Here is an 18,499-nt window from a genome sequence, read left to right on the forward strand (position 1 = left end):
CGATGCCACCTCCGTGCCGAATTGAGCATCACCCGTCTGGCAGCCGCGCCTTCGCCACTGGCCCCAGCTCCACGCGGAGCGCCTGCGCGAAGGCATCTGGCAGAGGCTTCAGGGGGTCATCCGCCAAGCCGTACTCCTCGATGCGGGGCGCCGCCCCCAGGAGGAACTCCAGCCAGCGCTCCCGCAGCCGAACCGTTCGCTCCAGGCGCTCGTCGATGGTGTTGGCAATCAACGGAAGTTGAACGTCCAGGGTGGTGTCCGGCTGTCGCGCGCGAAGCCGCTGGACGAGCGAGCCCAGCCGGTCGACGCGGCCCACGCGCTGCTCGAGCTGCGCGGGGTTCCACGCCAGGTCGTGATGAACCACCCGACGGCAGTGATGATGCAGGTCCAGCCCCTCCTGCATGACCTCATTGGCCACGAGGACCATCGGGTACAGTGGCGTGTTGAAGGCCTCGCGGAGCCGCTCCCGGCTCTCGCCCTCCACGGTGTGGCGGACGAGCGCACCCGCGCGAACCGCATCATCGAGCACTTCGCGCCGCCGCTCCTCGTCGAGCTTCCCCGCATAGGACAGGAAGCGCTTCAACAACTCGAACCAGGGCCGTCCCCGAGGCGTGGTCCAGAAGCGGTCCACCACCGACAACAGCGCCCGGGACTCCACCGCCTCCACGTCAACGCCCTGCTCCTTCGCGAATGTCAGCAGCTCCGGAAGGAAGGGGACATTGCGAGCGACGAGGTAGCTGGCGAGCCGCTCGACGGTGCGGATCCGCAGCTCGGGAGGTACCTCGAGCAGGGGCGCCTTGAGGTAGGACCAGAGATGCTCGCGGCGAAGCACGAGGGCCGCGGCCCCTGCGTCAATCGACCAGGAAGGCGTCCTGTCCCCCTCGGCGGAGTCCTCGACATCGTCGGCGACGAGGTCGAAGCCGAGCGCCACGAAGCGCGCGTCCGTCAGGCGCCTCAACACCTCCGGGTCGACATCCCCCGCCAATACTCCGTCTCGCACGAAGAGGGCCACGGCCTGCTCGACACAGCGTTTGACCAGGGACCAGTCCATCCTCTCCGCTTGCGTCTTCGAAACGCGTTGCTGGCGCAGGAGGCCGTTCGCCCGCTCGATGACGCGTTCAAGGTGGGCCCCTTCCACCACGACGCTCTCCAACAGCGTACCGGTATACCGCTCTCGCAGCGCGAGGTAGAGCGCATCCTGAGCGCGGCCGAACCGATCACGCAAGCGAGAGTGATGTCCATCCACCCGCTTGCCGTCCAGCTCGTGCTCGAAGATGTCGCCGTGGCTCGCGGCCGGAAACACCTTCCTCCATCGCTCCAGCAAGAGATTCTCCCACTCCGCCTCGATTCTCCGCTTCAGCTCACGGAGCGTCTCGATGCGGGCGCAGAAGATGAGCGTCTTCTCGTCGCGGGCGACAGCCTCCAGCGCGTCCCGCACGACGTGGTCCACCTTCGGGTGGCCCCCCTGCTCCACGCGCAGCTCCCCCACCACGCTCCGCAAGAGCCCGCGGTAGGCCTCGGCGTCGCCGTCGGGCAGGGCCTGCCGCTCACTGGAGAGCAGCGCCCCCTCGCGCGCGGCCCCGTAGGAGGAGACCATGTTGATCTGAACCGCTGCCTTATGCGTGCGGCTCTTCTCCCGGAAGAGCTCCGCGATGAACCGCTCGTAAAGCATGAAGGGAACGCCCTCTCCCCCCTGGGCGCGCAGCCGGGAGCGGTGGCTCCTGCGGTAGACACGCTTGTCCTCCCGGAGGCTCCGAATCATCCACCGCCGGAAGCCCGGCTCGATGCGCTCCGCCTTCAGGGACAGCAACCGGCGCGCGCACAGGACCACCGCCCGCAGGGACGCATCTGCCGGCTCCTCCATGAGCTGGGGGTCCCTGGAAAACAACGCGCCGAAGTCCGAGATGACGGCCTCGTCCGCTTGTGACCAGACGCGCTCAAGCTCGTTGTAGGCCTGCTTGTAGTCCCCCACGTCATCCAACAATCGCTGGGCCTGCTCCATCAGGTCATCGGGCGCGGACCGGGCCAGGGCGAAGAGCGAGAGCACCTGCTTCAGCTCGTCGACAGAGAGCTGAAAAGGCGTGGCCGTGAGGAACAGCGCCTTGTCGAAGCGCCCCTCGAAAACAGTGCGCACCCCGGTGGCCCGCACCGAGTCCACGTTCTTCAGCTTATGGGCCTCGTCAACGATGAGCAGGTCGAAGTCGGGGATGAGCTGCCCGACCAGGCGGAAGCGCAGGTCCATCAGCGCATCATCGACCCACCGCTGGTTCGCGAAGCCGTCGTACTCCTCGCTTTTCCAGAGCGCATCGAGTGAGCCCTCTCCCGCGCGCTGTTTGTGTCTTCTCAATGCCTCTCGGACATGGGGCCTGATGACCGACCACTCGAAGGTATCAAGGAACGCCTGCTGCTCGACGTCCACGCGCGCCACCGCGCCCTCCCGGTAGCGACGAAAGATGGCCGCCACCTGATTGCCGGCGAGCCCCTGTGCATCCGCCCACAACGAAAGCAGCCAGGCCTGATCCGCCAGGGAGCGACTTCCCGCGAAGATGTTCACGGGCGCGATGGCGATTCGCGTCTCGCGGGCGGCCACGACCAGCTCAGCCAGGGTGCTCGCGGCCTTGGACTGCCCCGCGAAGCCCCGGTACATGGGGTGGCTGGTGTCACAGAAGGCACGCAGCTCCTTGGACCACTTCGTATTGAGGTCGGGCCCCGGGGTGAGAATCAGCGCCCGGGCGTCCGGCAGCACATGCAACCGGGCCGCAAGGACGCCGAGCGCCTCATACGTCTTCCCCATTCCGACTTCATCCGCCAGCACGACTCCTGGCTGGTCATCGAACAGCTCCAGCGCGCGGAGGACAGTGTTCTCCTGTCGCTCGATGTCACGCAGGGGCACCGTCGAATCGGCCCGTGCATTCAGGTGCAGGAAGCTCCGCAACCAATTCCGCTCACGTCTTTCCATGGGTGCCCTCCAGCCCGTAGAAACGAACGACACCGTCCAGCCACCCGGCCCCTCGCGGTCGCAGCCGCGTCAAGTCCGCGCGCAGCAGGGTCCGCAGCTCCGCGAGCAGCGCCTGCTTCGCCTCCAGATCCGCGCTCTCGGGCAACACGAGCTGCTCCAGTTCGCGAAGCAGCTCGCAGCCGTAGACCCAGATTTCGTCATCGGACACGGAATCCCGAGGCAAGTCGCGCAGCCGCTCCCAGAGCGTCCGGGCCCCCATCGGCCCCAACAACCGATAACGAAACGCGGAGACCGTCGATGCGGCGAGCAGATCCTCCTTCAGTCCCCACCAGGCCTTGAAGACGTCCGTGGGGCCAAAGCCCTCGCCAAATACGGAGTCCAGGATGGCGTCGACCCCCGCCACGCCTCGCTGCTCGCGAAGGGTCGACAACCGCTCCGCGCCCACACGCCGCGCCAACAGCGCCAGCAACTCCCGGACTCCCAGGCCCGCAAGATGGGCACTCGTGGGCAGCATCGCGAGGTCCGCGACGCGGATGGGAACGAGCCACGACCGTCCCGCCGCGCGGAACTCCAACTCGGCTCCCGCCGCGGCCAACTCGAAGTCGGAGAGCACCACCGGACCCGAGCCCGGTCCCACGCCCTTCGCCAGCTCCCTGTCCAGGTACCACCAGGACCAGGCCTCCAGCCCCGCTGGCCCCTGCTGACTCCAAGTGACGGTCAATGTCCGATCGGCCGCATCATGGACGACGTCCTCGAGCCACGCCGAGAAGTCGACGTCGGCCCCGGGCGCCTCCCGCTCCTCGAAGCGCACCGACTCGAAGGGCGCGCACACCAGCGAGGGCAGCATTTCCGACAAGCGCACCTCTCCGTCCAGGCAGAGCAGGACGCCCGTCTCGACGTTCCCCCCCTGCTCCACCCCACGCGAAAGCGCGGCGGCGGAGGCGTTGGCGGACCCGACGAGCGCATAGGTCAGCGTCCTGCCAGCGCTCGTCACCGTCAGCAGGAAGAGCTTGGCATGCAGCGGGCGCCGGCTCGCGCGCCCGGCAGGTGTCAGCGTCGCCGTTGGATGGAGCCAGAGCTGGACCTCGTGATCGCGGACGATGCGCTCGAGGATTCGCCTCGGCGCATGGACCGTCGGCGGCTCCACGGGCCACATCCGTCCCTCCGCGATTTCATGCTCGAATGCCTCTCGCTCATACCGCCCAGGCCGCCCGGAGCCGAGCTGGAGCTCGACACGCTTCGCTGTGACGCGGTTGACCCCAAAGTACTCCAGGCGCTCGATGTCCTCGCCGTCGACCGATTCGCGATAACGCGAGGCCCACAGCCGCCCTTCGCCCTCCGCGAGCACGGGCGTTCCCCCGCCAGAGGGAGGGGCGAGTGGTGCGTCCTCCCACGGCACGCCGAGGTCCAACGGCGGCGGACTCCCGGGTCGAAGCGCGAGCAACTCGGAGAGCACCGACGCGAGCCCCGTCGTGTCATTCGCGATGTCGAGGTCATCCAGTTCGAAGAACGGGGACAGGATGCCCACGCGAGTGACTCGCGCGTCCTCGGGGAGCGCCTCTTTCAGATGATCGAGCATGGACGCGCTGAAGGTGTCCACGAAGAGCGCATCCGTCGGCGCGTGGCCGCTGGGAAACGGCGTGCCGGAGATTCTTGCCGCGAGCGCGGAGCGGACCAGCGTCAACTGGGTGCCCGGGTGGGTCGCGAGCGCCGCGCAGCTTCTGAGGAACCTGTCTACGTTCCGTAGGAACGCCGCGTCGGCGGGGACGTCGTAGCGCAACGTGCGCGTGAAGAAGAGTTCGGCGTTCTGCTCGTGGCCCGGCCTGGTGGCATTGCCCGAGCCCACGGCGACGCGCGCCTCGCCGTCGTACAGCACCAGGATGACCTTCGGGTGGAACGTCCGCTCCCGGATGAGCTGGAGGTCATACGGCAGGCGACGGCCTCCCCGGCGGACACGGGCGTCGACGAAGCAAGCCACCGGCGTCTCGCGGAGCGCCGCGCGGGCCTCCTCATGGTAGCGGACAGCCTCCTCCTCCGGGTCCCCCTGCAGACGCAGCAATGCGCGCAGGATGCGGTCCTCGAAATAGGAGGGGTCGAATGTATAGGAGCAAAAGACGGCTCCCAGGCAGGGTTGCTCGGAGACGAGGACCTGCTCGATGAGCCTCCGGGATTCGATCATCATGCGGCACCTTCCAGAACATCCAGCTCCCGGCTCATGGGCAGCCGTCCCAGGTCCGTCAGCAACGTGCGGACCACATCCAGCTTGAACGAGGGGAAGCGCGCCGACTCCGGACGCGCTGTGTAGGACGTGACGATGAGCACGAGCTTGCCGGCCTCATTGCGAATCCAGCCTTCGCCGCGTCGCCGCTCGCGCTGCACATTGGCGTGATAGAGCAGCAACAGGTCGAGCGCCGCGAGTGAATCCGCATCCACCAGCGCCTCGACCAAGCGAAGAAAGGCGGCGCCATGCATGGGCAGACGCCGGATCGCGCCGACCTTCGGCGAGGACAGCAACGCCGAGCATGCACCCTTCAGCGCCCCCAGCGTCTCCGCATCGAGGGCCTCGCGCCCGATGCGCTCGCGGGGAGCGACCCAACCGGCGCCATCCAGACAGGAATAGACCCGGTCGAAGGCCCCAACGAGTCCCTGCATCACCTCACCGAAGCGGCGCGCCGTCAGCAGGAGCGCCAGCAGCTCATCCGAGAGCCGTCCCAGCCGGCCCGCCAGCGCCGCGTCGAGGATGTCTCGCGGAGCAGAGACCCCGGCCTTCGCGGCCGACTCGACCAACTGGCTCATCGCGAACGAGTGCGGGTCCCGTGCGTGCACGAAGAGGGCCTCGAACAAGCGGTGCTGCTGGGCGGTGCGTCCGCGCTCGACCAGGGAGGTCAGACGGCTGAACCGCCCCACCTGAGCCAACGTCAACCGCCCGTGAACCCGCGCGATGCTCGTCGACTTCCTGTCCAGCGCCAGCAGCGCGTACTCCTCATATCGTCCCCGGTGTTTGTTCTCCGAGGGCTCGTCCCAGAATGCGTCGATGAGCGCCAGCGCGCCCGGGCCCGGCCGCAGGGAACCCTCGATGACGAGCCCGGAGCGCCGCAGCGGTGCCAGGTAGGCACCCAGGTTTCCCAGCTCCTGCTGACGGGAGATGAGCTGGAAGTCGAGCGGCAGGCTCGACGCACCTGAGCGCCACGCATTTCGCGCACCTCGCACGCCCCGCATGGAATCCCAATCACCCCGAGGAAGCTGGCCCTCACGGAACTCCAGCGTGGCCAGGGCCCAGAAGCGCTCCCAGCGCTCGAAGAGCTCTCGCCGAACCTCGTCCGTCGCGGGGTAGGAATGGTGCTCGATGGCCAGTTCCACGAGCTGCAATCCATAGAGCACCATCGCGTAGGCCTGGGCCCTGCTGGAGCGCGTCGTCAGCGTGGGCAACCCCCAGAGCCCCACCTGCTGCGCGACATAGTCGAGCGCGAGCGGGTCTTCGGAGGTCAGCTCGGGATTCTCCGCGGGCGGCGCCACCCAGCAGAGGGCATCGGCGGGACTCTTCAACGGCGTGAGCGTGGGCATGCACGCGCAGGCTCGCATCTCGGCGCCGTGCTGGAAAGACAGGGGACCTACCCCCCGGGGAGTATGGCCAGTGTGTCATTGGGGACCTCATCCATCCAATGTCACGCACCCCAACTTCGCGTTCCTGCGTGACCACGCCACCTTCGAGCAGACCAGGGCTGGCGGCGACTGGGCGTGGGCGATAATCCGCGGGAGTACCTGCTGGAGCCCACCCCGGTCGAAGTGGAGCACGCCAACGATAGCCATGCGTCCGTCTGGCATCAGGCATTCTGGGGTCATGACGCACGGCATTGCCTTGCAGTCCTTCGACGGAGTGGTCGCGACTGTCTGCTATCGTAGACGGCCATGAGCCTCGTTGAACGACTGCAGGACTCACGACGCCGTGAAGGACACCCGTCCCAAAAGGCTCCGCGAGTGGCCCGGACGTCGAGCGCCGCACCCCGCCCCACCGTCAATCGAGACCTCCGCACGCAACTGCTACGGCTGGACCGCATCGACAGCACCTTGCGTTCTGCGTGGGTGGCGACGGAATTCAAGGACCGTGCACTTGAACGCAAGCTCAATGCACTCACCGACGCGGGTATCGACTGGCTGCGCGAGACGATCAAGGTCCACGGCTGGCCGGGGCATCGCCTCGTGGGCCGCAGCGCAGCAGCGGCCGCGTGGCGGCTGATTCAACATGCCGACTGCTCGCTGGCCTTCCAGAAACGCTGCCTGAAGTTGCTGCGGGACGCGGCGGCACGAGGCGACGTTCCCATCCAGCAGGTGGCCTACCTCACGGACGTGGTGCGCATGCGGGAAGGGAAGAAGCAGCTTTATGGAACGAAGTTCCGCAAGGTGAAGGGAGCGCTCGTCCCCTACCCCATCGAGAAGGAAGCCGATGTCGACTTGCGCAGGAAGGCGATGAACCTGCCGTCGCTCGCCGCCTATGCGCGGAAGATTCGCCGCACATTCCAACCTTCGTGACGGGAGCCGCCATGCACCACGCCTTTGATTGGCAGCCTTTCGTGAAGCAACACTGGGAGAAGACGCCCGCGCGCCTGGCACTGCCCGGCCCCATCCTCCCCGTCGACCAGGTCTTCCAGGCCGCGATCTCCGCCTGTGCCCCCTTCCGCCACGGGACGCGCTTCCGCGCCCTTCCCGACGCGCGCTTCTTCGTGGAGGCCGCCAGGCTCGCCGCCCCGGGAACGCTCCTCCCGGGAGAAGACGACGCGTCCCTGGAGTCGTTCTCGCGCCGCGCCTCCAAGCACCTGGACGGCGCGTCCTTCCAGCTCCACGTCGAACAACCGTTCATGTTCGACTTCGCCCTCTGGAGCACCTTGAGAGACTTCCTCAGGGGGCTCCTGGAGCGCGTGGGCGTTCCGGTGCTGCCCATGGCCACCGACCTGTTGCTGGGCCGCTTCTCACGAGGCCCCTACGGCATCGCGAAGCGGCCCCACCATTCGCTGGTGACGCTGGTGCTCCAGGGCCGGCTGCGCGTCCGGCTCTGGAAGAAACTCTGGGGCTCGCCCCCCAACGAAACCGAGGACTTCGACCGCCACCTGGACAAGGCCACCACCCTGGAAGCCGGTCCCGGTGAGCTGCTCTACAGCCCCTCTCGCTACTGGCAGCTCGAAGAAGCCCAGGGGGACTGCATGGCCGTCCGGGTGTGGATTCCCGTCAAGGGGAGCCGGCCCACGGACGCGGTCAAGGACGTGCTCGTGGGGCTCCTCGAAGCGCGGCAGGCGCACGATGAGCGCGTGCCCTACCACCCCTACCCCTGGCGCCGGCCGCGCAAGGGCGCGCAGGCCACCATTCCATCCGTCGAGCAGACCGCGGATACGCTCCACGCGCTGACGCGAGAAGAAGACGTCCAGCAGGTCCTGCGCCTCATCTGGGCCCGGAGGGTCAGCGCTTGCGCGCTCGAGCCCGTGCCGCCGCCGGACCAGGCCCCACCCCTGTCAGACCTCGACCGGGTGCGGAAGACGCCGACCGTGGACATCATCCGGATGAAGGACCCTTCGGGGCTGTGGATCTGGGCCGTCAACGGACATGCCTTTCCTGGCCCCAACGAGGCCGTGGGACAGCGGCTCATCAACGCACTGTCCTCGGAAGCGCCGCCTTGCGTCGGTGAGCTGTGCAAACTGGCGCGCCCCGGTCCGCAGCGAGAGGCCATTCGCGCCACGCTGGCGGCGCTCCTCCGGCTGCGCGGGATTCACGTCATCACCGGAGCGGAGGCCTGACGAATGCCCGCCTTGGAAATCGCGACCCGCTTCGACTGGGACACCTTCGTCAGGCGCTACTGGAACCAGCGCCCCGTGCTCTTCAAGGGAACGCAGGCCTCGCCCTTCACCGTCGGCGACGTCTTCGACGCGTCGGCCGGCGCCACCCAGCGCTACCTGTCCCGCAGCTACGCGCCGACGTCACGGCCAGACGTCACTTTCACGGTGGACCGCCTGCGGAAGCTCCGCTCCCGGGAGTGGCTGCCCCGCGCGTCCGACGGTTCCCTGGACGGGTATGACGCCCGCATCGCCTCACAGCTGGGCGAGCGCCGGTACGCCCTCATCATCGCCACCCTGCACGCCTCCGGCTTCCGGCTCTGGTCACGGCAGCGAGCCTTCTTCTCCGGCCTGTGGCAGCGCGTGGGCATGCCCGTGACGGGCGCCATCACCACGCTGTTCCATGGGACGTACGAACACAGCCCCGTGGGGGTCCACCTGGACCGCTTCACCACGTTCCTGTTCGCGTTGCGCGGACGCAAGCGGATGCGCTTTTGGCGCAAGCGGCCGTGGCGCGAGGACGTCTCCACCATCCTGGACTACCAGCCCTACCTGGCGTCTTCCTTCGTCGCGGAGGTCGAACCCGGCGACATCCTCTACTGGCCTTCCACGTACTACCACGTGGGCGAGAGCGCCGACTCAGGCGTGGCCAGCAGCGTGAATGTCGGCATCCCCATCACCGAACACCGCGCCATCTATTCCGTGGACGACCTGCTGCGCGGGATGCTCGACGAGACGTCGCTCGCCGACCAGGAGTGGAAGCAGACGCGGCTCTCGCGGGTGTCGGCATCGCCCCTGGCTCGCGGAGCCCTGACGAAGAGCGGCGTACTGGCCACGGAGCTGCCCCGGGCGCTCACCGAAGCCGTGCGCGCGTTTCGCGACGTCAGCCACCCGAAAGAGGCGCGACGGCACATCCAAGCCACCTGGCTCAAGCGGTTGACCTCGGGAGGCTTCGAGCCCGTGCCGCCGCCCACCCGTGAAAGGCCGTTGCGTGACTCACACCACGTGCGGGTGGACCCAAGCTTCCCCGTCCTCTTCGAACGTGACGGCCCCACACGGTGGATTTGTTCCGCCAATGGACATGCCTTGCGCGGCGTGGGTGGCGGACGCGCCGTTGAAATATTCTTCCGAACGCTGAACTCCGGCGCGGATGTAAGCGTTGAAGAATTGCTGAGCCCGTTTCGGACACAACGCACTGCGAGGAATGACTCAGAAATCATTGCCGCGACGCATGAAGGAATGCGCAGCCTCCTGAAAAAACTTCACGCCTTTCACGCAATCACTCTCAGCACTTGACGCGTGTGCCGTCAGCGCCCAGGCTTGGCCAGCAGTCCACATCCGTCGACGGAGGAGTGTCATGACGAAGACGAAGGCGAAGGCCCCCCGGTCGTCCAAGCAGGCCAAGCAGAAGCTCGTGAAGCTGATGAACGTCATGGAGAAGGCCACGGTTCCCGCTGCCACGAAGGCCATGGCCGGAACCTGCATTCGCATCTACTGCTCCCCCTACTGATGGCCTCGGGCCGCTGGGCATTCGTCCCAGCGGCCCGCTTCCCAACCTGCGCAGTGTGCCTCGCAGAACCGATGTAAGGCATTCTGGAGCATGCAGCCCCCCTCACTATCCTGTCACCCTCCTGGATCTCCCGAGGAGCCGTGACATGAAAAACGCTGTCGACCTGCAGGGCAACCCACTGAGCGACATCTCCCTCGCCGCGATGCGGCGATGGCTCCTCGAAGCCGATGTGCTGGGCTACCTGCCACAGATTGCCGCCACGGAGTCTGAAGGCCGCCTCTGGACGTACTACGGGTTCGGCGTCCGGCGCATCGATGAGCTCGTCCGCGCGAACGGCTACGCGGCCCTCGACGACGCCTCCCTCCTCACCGATGACCTGGACGCCATCGTGGCGCTGCGGGAGTTCATGGCCGCCGCGCCCCCCCTCATGGACGGCCGCCGGAGGCTCGTGGAGCAGCTTCGCGCCTTCGCCGCGGAACGAGACGCGCTGGACCAGGGCCGTCCGCTCACCGCGCACGAGCTGTTCTCCCTCTGGTACCTGAAGGCCCTGCCGGGCGCCTACATGGCGCAGCGGCTCCAGCTCACGGACGTGGACGAAGCCACGGTGCGGCGCATCGCGAAGCTCTCCGCCGTGGGACTTCAGATGTTCGATGACGCAGTGGACCTCCAGGCGGATCTCGACCGGGGGCGCTTGTGGCTGAGCGCGGAGGAGCTCGAGCTGCTGGGGCTGTCCACGGCGCCGCCCGCGACGCTGGCCACCACCGCGGGGGAGCGCATCATCCGGCTGCGCAAGGCCATCTGCCTCGAGTACTTCCTCGCGGTGTATGACGAAGCCTCTCGCATCGCCTCGCCGGAGAGCCGCAAGCGCACCCAGGCCTTCGCGGAGGGCTGGCTGAGCTTCCTCCAGCAGGGCTACCTCAAGCTGTACACGCCCGGAGGCCCCAAGCCCTGGGACTCCGTGCAGCGCGTCCTCAAGGCGCTGCCGGGCTCGGAAACCGTGAAGCTGCCCGTGCTGCACTCGCTGTTCTCCCTCATCTCCGCCCTGCCGCTTCCGCCCGTGGACGTGGGGGCCTGCCGGCGGGAGCTGCAACAGCTCGGGGGCTGCCCTCGGGCGCTGGCGCCAGAAGTGGCCCTGGACGCCATGGGTGTCCGCGAGGCGGAGGGAGACGCGGCAAACTTCGACGCCCCCGGGCCGGAGGCCTCCGTGCTGGAGCGCGTGCTGCGGGCCTCGCCCTCCAAGCACACGGCGGCGGACTTCGCGCGGCGCTGCCGCGAATCGACCGAGGGCTCTCCGTCCAACCTGCGTGACCCCAACCTGTCGGAGGTGTTCGCCAGCGGGCTCAAGCTCGCGGAGCGCTCCGCGCGGAACTCCGTCACCGCCCGGGAGAACTTCCTCCAGCAGCTTCGCCCTGGCTCAAAGCGGGCCCCGGTGGTGGACGCAGAGCTGGCCGAGCGGTTCTCGCGCGACGGCGCGGACTGGCTCGCGTTGGGAATCGAGGCCCTCGCGGCGACGGCCCGCGGGGTCCGCGACGGCTGCCGGAAATAGAACCTCTGTCCATCACCTCATCCATCGTCAATGAATCCTGAATCCAGCATCGCGGCGGCCGAGTCCTCCTGGCTCGTCCGCCGCAAACCCCAGGCGTCGCCTCGTCTCCGGCTGTTCTGCTTCCCCTACGCGGGAGCCGGCAGCCTCCCCTACTTCCGTTGGCCGGACCTGCTTCCCGAAACGGACATCGAGGTGTGCGCCGTGCAGCCTCCCGGCCGGGAGAACCGCCTGCATGAGCCGTCCGTGGAGGAACTCCCTCAACTGCTGGACGCGCTCGTGCGGGAGCTGTCGCCCCTCTTCGATGGCCCCTTTGCCTTCTTCGGCCACAGCCTGGGCGCGCTCATCGCCTTCGAGCTGACGCGCGAGCTCCGCCGCCGGGGCCTTCCGCTGCCTGGCACCCTGGTCGTCTCCGGCTCCGAGGCGCCCTCCCGGCGCAGTGGACTTCCCCCACTGAGCGGCCTGCGGCGAGACGACTTCATCCGCGAGCTGTCCGCTCGCTACGACGGCATTCCGCAGCAGGTCCTGGCGCAGCCGGAGATCCTGGACCTCATCCTCCCCATCCTGCGCGCGGATCTGAAGATTTCAGAGCGCTACACCTATCAGGAGGAACCTCCGCTTCCGGTGCGGCTGTGTGCCTTGGGTGGCACTCGCGACCCTCGCGTCTCGGAAGCCGCGCTCGACGAGTGGCGACTGCAAACACAGCAGTCCTTCTCGGTGAAGATGTTTCCAGGCGGCCACTTCTTTCTCAACGAGCTGACGGCCCAGGTGGTCCAGGCCGTCCATGCCGAACTCGCAGTCGGAGCAACCCCAGCACCATGAACAGAGACGACCTGCTCGATGTCCTGACCCGCTATGTCGCGGATGAACTCCTGGACGGGGACGCGGAGGACCTCGATTCCTCCACGCCCCTCTTGGAGCTCGGCGTGCTGAACTCTTTGGAGACGGCCCGGATGATGGGCTTCGTCCAGAAGAAGTACGGCATCACCATCCCCTCGGAGTCGCTGAAGGTCGAAAACCTCCAGACGATCTCCGCCATCGCCGACCTCGTCTACGACGCGAGGCCCCGGCAGCCGTAGCCGCTCAGCGGCCCCGGCGCAGCATGGCCTGGACGGTGTCATCGTCCAGGCTGTCCACGTCCGCCAGGAGCGACTCCAGCTCCGCGTCCTCGGGCGCCTCCTCCACGGGCGCGGCTGCCTCTTCCTTCAGGCCCAGGACCTCGGCCGCCAGGTAGTCCACCAGCCCGTTGACGGTCGGGTTGTCGAAGGCCACCGTCGCGGGCAGTGAGGTACCCAGGCTCCGCTGCAGGACGTTGCGCAGCTCCACGGACATCAGCGAGTCCATGCCGAACTCGAAGAAGCCCTGGTTCGGGTCCAGTGGCTCCGTCGTGGGACGCCCCAACACGCCGTTGACCAGCTCGCCCACGTGCGCACGCAAGGCACCGCGCCGCTCCTTGGGCTCGAGCCGCTCCAGGCGCTGGCGAATCCCCTCGCTCGCCGCGGGGCTGGCCTTCTCGATGAAGGCCTCGAACAGCGGCGAACGCCCGCGCCGCCCGAGCACCGCCCAGTCCACGGGCAGGACACCGAGCTGACCGCTCAGCCCCAGGGACTGCTCGAACACCTGGAGGCCATCCTCCGGAGGAATCACGCCGAAGCCCAGCTGCTCCATGCGGCGTCGAATCTGCTCCTCCGCCGCGGCGCCCACCTCTGCCCAGGCTCCCCAGTTGAGGCTCAGGGCGGGCAATCCGTCGGCCTGGCGGGAGCGGGCCAGCGCATCCAGGAAGGCATTCGCGGCCACATAGTTGGCCTGTCCCGCCGATCCGATGAGCGACGCCGCCGAGGAGAACACGACGAAGAAGTCCAGCGCCGTGCCTTGCAACGCACGGTGGAGGTTCCACCCACCGGAGACCTTGGGCGCGAAGGCCTTGGCCAGCCGCTCCGGCGTCATCTGCACGAAGAGGCCGTCATCGATGACGCCCGCGGAGTGGATGACGCCACGCAGGGGCGGCACGCGTCCTGAGAGCCCGGCGAGGACGCGCTCCACGTCGGCGGCCACGGCCACGTCGCCCTGCACGCAGTGGATGGTGACGCCGCGCTGCTCCAACGCTTCCAGTCGAGTGCGCGCCTCGGGTCCCGGCTCACGCCGCCCCATCAGGACCAGGTGGCGCGCTCCGCGTTCCACCAGCCGCTCCGCGACGATGAGCCCCAGTCCGCCAAGGCCGCCCGTGACGAGGTAGCTCGCGTCCGGCTTCAGCGCGGGCTCGCCGCTCGCCCCACGGAGCTTCCGGCTGCGCACCAACCGGGGTACGCGACGCGTGGTTCCGCGAAACGCGAGTTCGTCCTCGGAACTTGCACCGAGCAGCTCCGCATGAAGCTGGGCGACTTCGTGCTCGGACGCACTGGCATCCAGGTCCACACGCCGACAATGGAGGTCCGGATGCTCGCGGGTGATGGACTTGCCCAGGCCCCAGAGGACCGAACTCCCCAGGTGGGTGATGCGCTCCTTCTCCGAGGTCGCCTGCGCACCGCGAGTCACCAACCAGAGCGAGGTGGTCTTGCCCTTGGCCTCGACGAGCGCCTGGGCGAGCGCGAGCACCCGCGTGCCGTGTCCAAGGGCCTTCGCGGGGACGTCGTCTCCCCCACCGTCCAGGCTCCACAGGTCGATGACATGCAGGGGCCCTTGCAGCGCCTCCGGGCGCAACTGGCCCAGGAGCGCGAGCGCCGAATCGCGGCCATCGACCGAGGCTCGCGCGCCAGCAGGGACCGTCACCACGTGCCAGCCTTGCTTCGTCAGTCGCTCGGCCAGGCGCGCGCCCAGCCCCGCCGCGTCGGCGAGGATGAGGCACTGTGTCCCGGCGTGCGCCGCCTCCGCCCCTGCCGCTGGAGCCTCCAGCGGCCGGGCCTGCCACTCCAGCTCATACAGCCAGCTCTGGTAGCGCTTGCTCTTCGCGCCCAGGAGTCCCTCCCGGGTGATGCGCCGCAGCAGCAGCTTCTCCACCGTGGCTACGCGCGCCCCATCCGCCGTGAGCAACTGGATGTCGCACACGTAGCCGGGGCCCTTCGGGTCATCGCTCCGCGCCAGGGTCGCATGGGCCCACACCTCCCCCAGCCCGCCGCGCTGCACCTGCACCTTGCCGACCCCCACGGGGAGGTAGGCGGCATCCCCTTCCTCGTCGAGCACCGCGCCCACCATCTGGAAGCACGCATCCAGGAGCGCGGGCTGAAGCTGGTACTGCCCCGCGTCCGCCGCAGCGCTGCCGGATAGGGCCAGGCGCCCCAGCACCGCGTTCTCACCCCGCCAGAGCGACTGGATGCCTCGGAAGCTGGGGCCATACGCGAGCCCCGCCTGCCCCAGCTTCGCGTAGTAGCCCTCCACCGGCACCTCGCGAGTCAGCGAGGCCCGCAGACGCTCCACGTCGACACGCTCGGCTGGCGCGGCCGTCATCGCGGAGAGCTTTCCGTGGGCATGGAGGATCCACGCGGGCTCACCCTCTCCCGTGCGCTCCTCCTGGCTGTGGATTTCAAAGCGCCCGGCGCGCTCGCCTTCCGGCGAGTAGAGCAGGTGCACCCGGCGCGTCCCTTCCTCCGGAAGGAAGAGGGCCTGCGAGAAGGTGATTTCGTCCACCGCCCCACCCGCCGCACCGAAGAGCGAAGCGCCCGCGGCGAGCCCCATCTCCACGTAGGCCGCGCCCGGCATCAGAATCTGTCCGTAGACGCCATGGTCCTTCAGGAAGGCGGGCTTCGCGGCGCCCACGGAGGACTCGAACTGCCGCACCTGTGAAGGCGACGCGTGCGGCTGGCCCAAGAGGGGATGTCCTCGCGTGGCCTCTGCCTCCGGCGCGGAGCTCACGCCCGGGATGTCCCAGGTGGACCCGTTGAGGTCCATCCAGTGATTGCGCCGCTGGAAGGGATAGACGGGCAACGCGACCTTGTGGCGCTCGCGCCCCTGGTCCACGCCCCGCCAGTCCACCGGCACGCCCGCGACGTGAAGGGCCGCGAGCCCCTCCAGCATCTGCTGCCAGTCCGAGCGCTCCGGCCTCAAGCTGCCCACCCAGAGCGTGTCCTCCTGCGTGATGCAGGACTGGCCCATGGTCACCAGCGTGGGCTTCGGGCCGACCTCCAGGAAGGCCTTCACGCCGGCCTGCTCCAGCGTCTGCATGCCTCGGGCGAACATCACCGGCTCACGAAGATGCTGCACCCAGTACCCGGGCGTCAGGATTTCCTTCCCCGCCTCGTGCCCGCTCAGGTTCGAGATCAGCGGGATGGCCGGAGGCTGGAGCTTCACCTTCGCCACGGCCTTGGAGAACGCGTCGAGGATGGGGTCCATCAACGCGGAGTGGAACGCGTGCGAGACACGCAGCATCGTGCCGCGCTTGCCCTTCCGCGTCAGCTCGGCCACGCATTCGTTGACGGCGGCCTCGCGCCCCGAAATCACCACGTTGCGGGGGCCGTTGAGGGCCGCGATGGAGACCTGCCCGTCGTACCGGGAGAGCAGCGCCTCCACCTCCGCGGCATCCGCGGACACGGCGGCCATCGTCCCGCCCGCGGGCAGGGACTGCATCAGCCGGGCGCGCGTGGCGATGAGCTCCAATCCTTCTTCCAGGGTGAAGACGCCGGCCACGCAGGCCGCCACGAACTCACCCACGGAGTGCCCCATCACGAAGTCCGGGCGGAGGCCCCACTGCATCCACACCTGCGCCAGGGCGTACTCGAGCGCGAACAACGCGGGTTGGGTGAAGCCCGTCTCATCCAGCCGGGCTCGCGCCTGCGCGTCCCGCTCGGCGGGGTGCAGCAGGTCGATGAGCGACGGGCCCATCAACGGCTTCAGCACCGCGTCGCAACGCAGGAGCGTCTCGCGGAAGGTGGGCTCGGTGCGGAAGAGCTCCTCCCCCATGCCCAGCCACTGCGCGCCCTGCCCGGTGAACAGGAAGGCCAGCCGGGGCTCCCCGTCCGCCTTCCCGCGCAGCACCGACGATGACGTCTGCCCGGACAGGAAGGACGTCAGCTGCGCCTGCATGGCCTCCTGTGAGCTTCCCAGCACCGCCAGCCGGTGCCGGAAGGCGTCCCGCCCGGTGTTCGCGGTGAAGCAGATGTCCTCCAGCGACTGTGACGCGAGCCCTGGGCCGCCGAGCGTCTGCGCATAGCGCTGCGCCAGCTCGTTCAGCGCCTGGGGGCTGCGCGCGGACAGCGTCAGGACGTGCATCGGCCGCGGCGTCGCGTCCGGCGTCCGGGCAGGCGCGGGCGGAGCTTCCTCGATGAGGACATGCGCGTTGACGCCGCTGAGCCCGAAGCCGCTGACACCGGCCACGCGGGGCTTGTCGCCCTTGGGCCACGGCGTCACCTGCGTGGGGATGGCGATCTGCAACTGCTGCCAGTCCACGGCCGGGTTGGGCGTACGGAAGTGCAGGTGCGGCGGAATCTCGTCCTGTCCCAGCGACAGCACGACCTTGATCATCCCCGCGGCACCAGCGGCGGACTCCAGGTGCCCGAGGTTCGTCTTCGCGGAGCCGACGAGCAACGGGGCGTCCGCGCCGCGCCCATGCCGGAGCACCGCGTCCAGCGCCCGCAGCTCAATCGGGTCGCCCAGCGGCGTCCCCGTGCCATGGGCTTCGATGTAGTTCACGTCCGCTGGAGCCAGGCTCGCCGACTCCAGCGCCTTGCGCAGCAGCTTCTCCTGCGCGGGGCCGTTGGGAACTGTCAAGCCGCCGCTGAGCCCGTCATGGTTCACCGCGGAGCCACGGATGACGGCGAGGATGCGGTCCTTGTCCCGCTGCGCATCCGAGAGCCGCTTGAGCACCAGGACGCCGCAGCCTTCGCCGCGCCCGTAGCCATTGGCGGACGCGTCGAATGTCTTCGAGCGCCCATCCGGCGCCAGCGCCCGCATCTTCGACAGGACGATGTTGTTGTCCGGCCGGAGAATCACGTTCACCCCGCCCGCGAGCGCCAGCGAACACTCTCCCTGCCGCAGCGCCTGACAGGCCAGGTGGGCGGAGACGAGCGCCGAGGAGCACGCGGTCGCGACCACCATGGACGGCCCCTGGAGGCCCAGCACGTAGGACACACGGCCCGCGGAGAAGCTCAGCTCGTTCCCGGTCCCCATGTACGGCAGGTCCCGAGTCTGCACCGCGTTGAAGGGAACGCGCCCGTAGTCACTGCTCAGGAAGCCGACATAGACGCCCGTGTCGCTGCCCACCAGGGAGCCCGGGGCGATTCCGGCGTCCTCCAGGGCCTCCCACGACACCTCCAGCATCAAGCGCTGCTGCGGGTCGACGTAGTTCGCCTCGCGCGGCGACAGGCCGAAGAACTCGCTGTCGAATCCGGCGATGGGTTGGTTGAGGAACCCACCCTCACGGACCACCATCTTCCAGCCCGCGTCCGGGTCCGCGGCGTAGTACGCATCCACGTCCCAGCGGTCCGGCGGGACGGTGCTCACGGCATCGACGCCGCCGCGCAGCAGCTCCCAATAGGCGCGCGGGTCGTTCGCGCCGCCGGGGAACCTGCACCCCATGCCGATGACGGCGATGGGCTCCGAGCGCGCGCGCTCCAATCCATCCACGCGCGCCCGGAGGGTCTTGATGGCCAATGCCGCCCGTTGCAAGGGCGTCATCGACTCCATCGAGAGAGCATTCTCCTCGTTGGACATCCTCACTCGAATGGACTCATCCG

General features: G+C 68.5%; 11 protein-coding genes. 7 read left to right on the plus strand and 4 right to left on the minus strand.

Translation table 11 applies throughout. The annotated features are described in order from the left end of the window. Positions 1–28 precede the first annotated feature (28 nt). The 3 genes from BLU09_RS17650 to BLU09_RS17660 are packed head-to-tail and all read right to left on the minus strand — an operon-like array spanning position 29 to position 6,523. The gene (locus BLU09_RS17650) at positions 29–2,959 is read right to left on the minus strand and encodes a helicase-related protein (protein ID WP_244171807.1); all 2,931 of its coding nucleotides are present in this window, start codon (positions 2,957–2,959) and stop codon (positions 29–31) included. Then, the gene (locus BLU09_RS17655; protein WP_244171808.1) at positions 2,946–5,141 is read right to left on the minus strand and encodes a phospholipase D family protein; all 2,196 of its coding nucleotides are present in this window, start codon (positions 5,139–5,141) and stop codon (positions 2,946–2,948) included. The genes BLU09_RS17650 and BLU09_RS17655 overlap by 14 nt, the downstream gene beginning before the upstream one ends. Next, entirely contained in the window at positions 5,138–6,523 is a 1,386-nt protein-coding gene (locus tag BLU09_RS17660; protein WP_244171809.1) for a hypothetical protein, read from the minus strand. The genes BLU09_RS17655 and BLU09_RS17660 overlap by 4 nt, the downstream gene beginning before the upstream one ends. A 414-nt stretch (positions 6,524–6,937) precedes the next feature. Between BLU09_RS17660 and BLU09_RS17665 the strand changes: the two genes are divergently transcribed. The 7 genes from BLU09_RS17665 (at position 6,938) to BLU09_RS17690 (ending at position 12,913) form a co-directional block, all read left to right on the plus strand. Then, positions 6,938–7,489, plus strand: coding sequence for a DUF6624 domain-containing protein (locus tag BLU09_RS17665; RefSeq protein ID WP_244171810.1), 552 nt, complete (start codon positions 6,938–6,940; stop codon positions 7,487–7,489). Positions 7,490–7,500: 11 nt separating this feature from the next. After that, complete coding sequence (locus BLU09_RS17670) at positions 7,501–8,745, plus strand: hypothetical protein (RefSeq protein ID WP_244171811.1); 1,245 nt, start codon at positions 7,501–7,503, stop codon at positions 8,743–8,745. A gap of 3 nt (positions 8,746–8,748) precedes the next feature. Further along, positions 8,749–10,077 (plus strand): JmjC domain-containing protein, encoded by a 1,329-nt coding sequence (locus tag BLU09_RS17675; protein WP_090490713.1) that lies wholly within the window; start codon positions 8,749–8,751, stop codon positions 10,075–10,077. 61 nt (positions 10,078–10,138) lie between these two features. Next, the gene (locus BLU09_RS38780) at positions 10,139–10,291 is read left to right on the plus strand and encodes a hypothetical protein (RefSeq protein ID WP_167371106.1); all 153 of its coding nucleotides are present in this window, start codon (positions 10,139–10,141) and stop codon (positions 10,289–10,291) included. A gap of 145 nt (positions 10,292–10,436) precedes the next feature. Then, positions 10,437–11,837: a hypothetical protein gene (locus tag BLU09_RS17680; RefSeq protein WP_244171812.1), complete on the plus strand. Its 1,401-nt coding sequence runs from the start codon at positions 10,437–10,439 to the stop codon at positions 11,835–11,837. Between the two features lie 30 nt (positions 11,838–11,867). Further along, positions 11,868–12,656 carry a thioesterase II family protein gene (locus BLU09_RS17685; RefSeq protein ID WP_090490715.1) on the plus strand — a complete coding sequence of 263 codons (789 nt, stop codon included), beginning with the start codon at positions 11,868–11,870 and terminating at the stop codon, positions 12,654–12,656. After that, positions 12,653–12,913 carry an acyl carrier protein gene (locus BLU09_RS17690; RefSeq protein ID WP_090490716.1) on the plus strand — a complete coding sequence of 87 codons (261 nt, stop codon included), beginning with the start codon at positions 12,653–12,655 and terminating at the stop codon, positions 12,911–12,913. Before BLU09_RS17685 ends, BLU09_RS17690 begins: the two co-directional genes overlap by 4 nt. Before the next feature lie 4 nt (positions 12,914–12,917). Here the strand turns inward: BLU09_RS17690 and BLU09_RS17695 are convergent, their stop codons facing one another. After that, on the minus strand, positions 12,918–18,449 hold the full coding sequence (locus tag BLU09_RS17695) for a type I polyketide synthase (RefSeq protein ID WP_090490886.1): 5,532 nt from the start codon (positions 18,447–18,449) through the stop codon (positions 12,918–12,920). Positions 18,450–18,499 lie beyond the last annotated feature (50 nt).

It is taken from the genome of Myxococcus virescens (assembly GCF_900101905.1).
In the GTDB taxonomy this organism is placed as follows: domain Bacteria; phylum Myxococcota; class Myxococcia; order Myxococcales; family Myxococcaceae; genus Myxococcus; species Myxococcus virescens.

What these genes read in the sequence shown, in the direction of transcription:
- BLU09_RS17650 (WP_244171807.1), bottom strand. Translation starts at nt 2,959, where the DNA reads ATGGAAAGACGTGAGCGGAATTGGTTGCGGAGCTTCCTGCACCTGAAT.
- BLU09_RS17655 (WP_244171808.1), bottom strand. Translation starts at nt 5,141, where the DNA reads ATGATGATCGAATCCCGGAGGCTCATCGAGCAGGTCCTCGTCTCCGAG.
- BLU09_RS17685 (WP_090490715.1), top strand. Translation starts at nt 11,868, where the DNA reads ATGAATCCTGAATCCAGCATCGCGGCGGCCGAGTCCTCCTGGCTCGTC.
- BLU09_RS17670 (WP_244171811.1), top strand. Translation starts at nt 7,501, where the DNA reads ATGCACCACGCCTTTGATTGGCAGCCTTTCGTGAAGCAACACTGGGAG.
- BLU09_RS17660 (WP_244171809.1), bottom strand. Translation starts at nt 6,523, where the DNA reads ATGCCCACGCTCACGCCGTTGAAGAGTCCCGCCGATGCCCTCTGCTGG.
- BLU09_RS17680 (WP_244171812.1), top strand. Translation starts at nt 10,437, where the DNA reads ATGAAAAACGCTGTCGACCTGCAGGGCAACCCACTGAGCGACATCTCC.
- BLU09_RS38780 (WP_167371106.1), top strand. Translation starts at nt 10,139, where the DNA reads ATGACGAAGACGAAGGCGAAGGCCCCCCGGTCGTCCAAGCAGGCCAAG.
- BLU09_RS17690 (WP_090490716.1), top strand. Translation starts at nt 12,653, where the DNA reads ATGAACAGAGACGACCTGCTCGATGTCCTGACCCGCTATGTCGCGGAT.
- BLU09_RS17675 (WP_090490713.1), top strand. Translation starts at nt 8,749, where the DNA reads ATGCCCGCCTTGGAAATCGCGACCCGCTTCGACTGGGACACCTTCGTC.
- BLU09_RS17695 (WP_090490886.1), bottom strand. Translation starts at nt 18,449, where the DNA reads ATGGAGTCGATGACGCCCTTGCAACGGGCGGCATTGGCCATCAAGACC.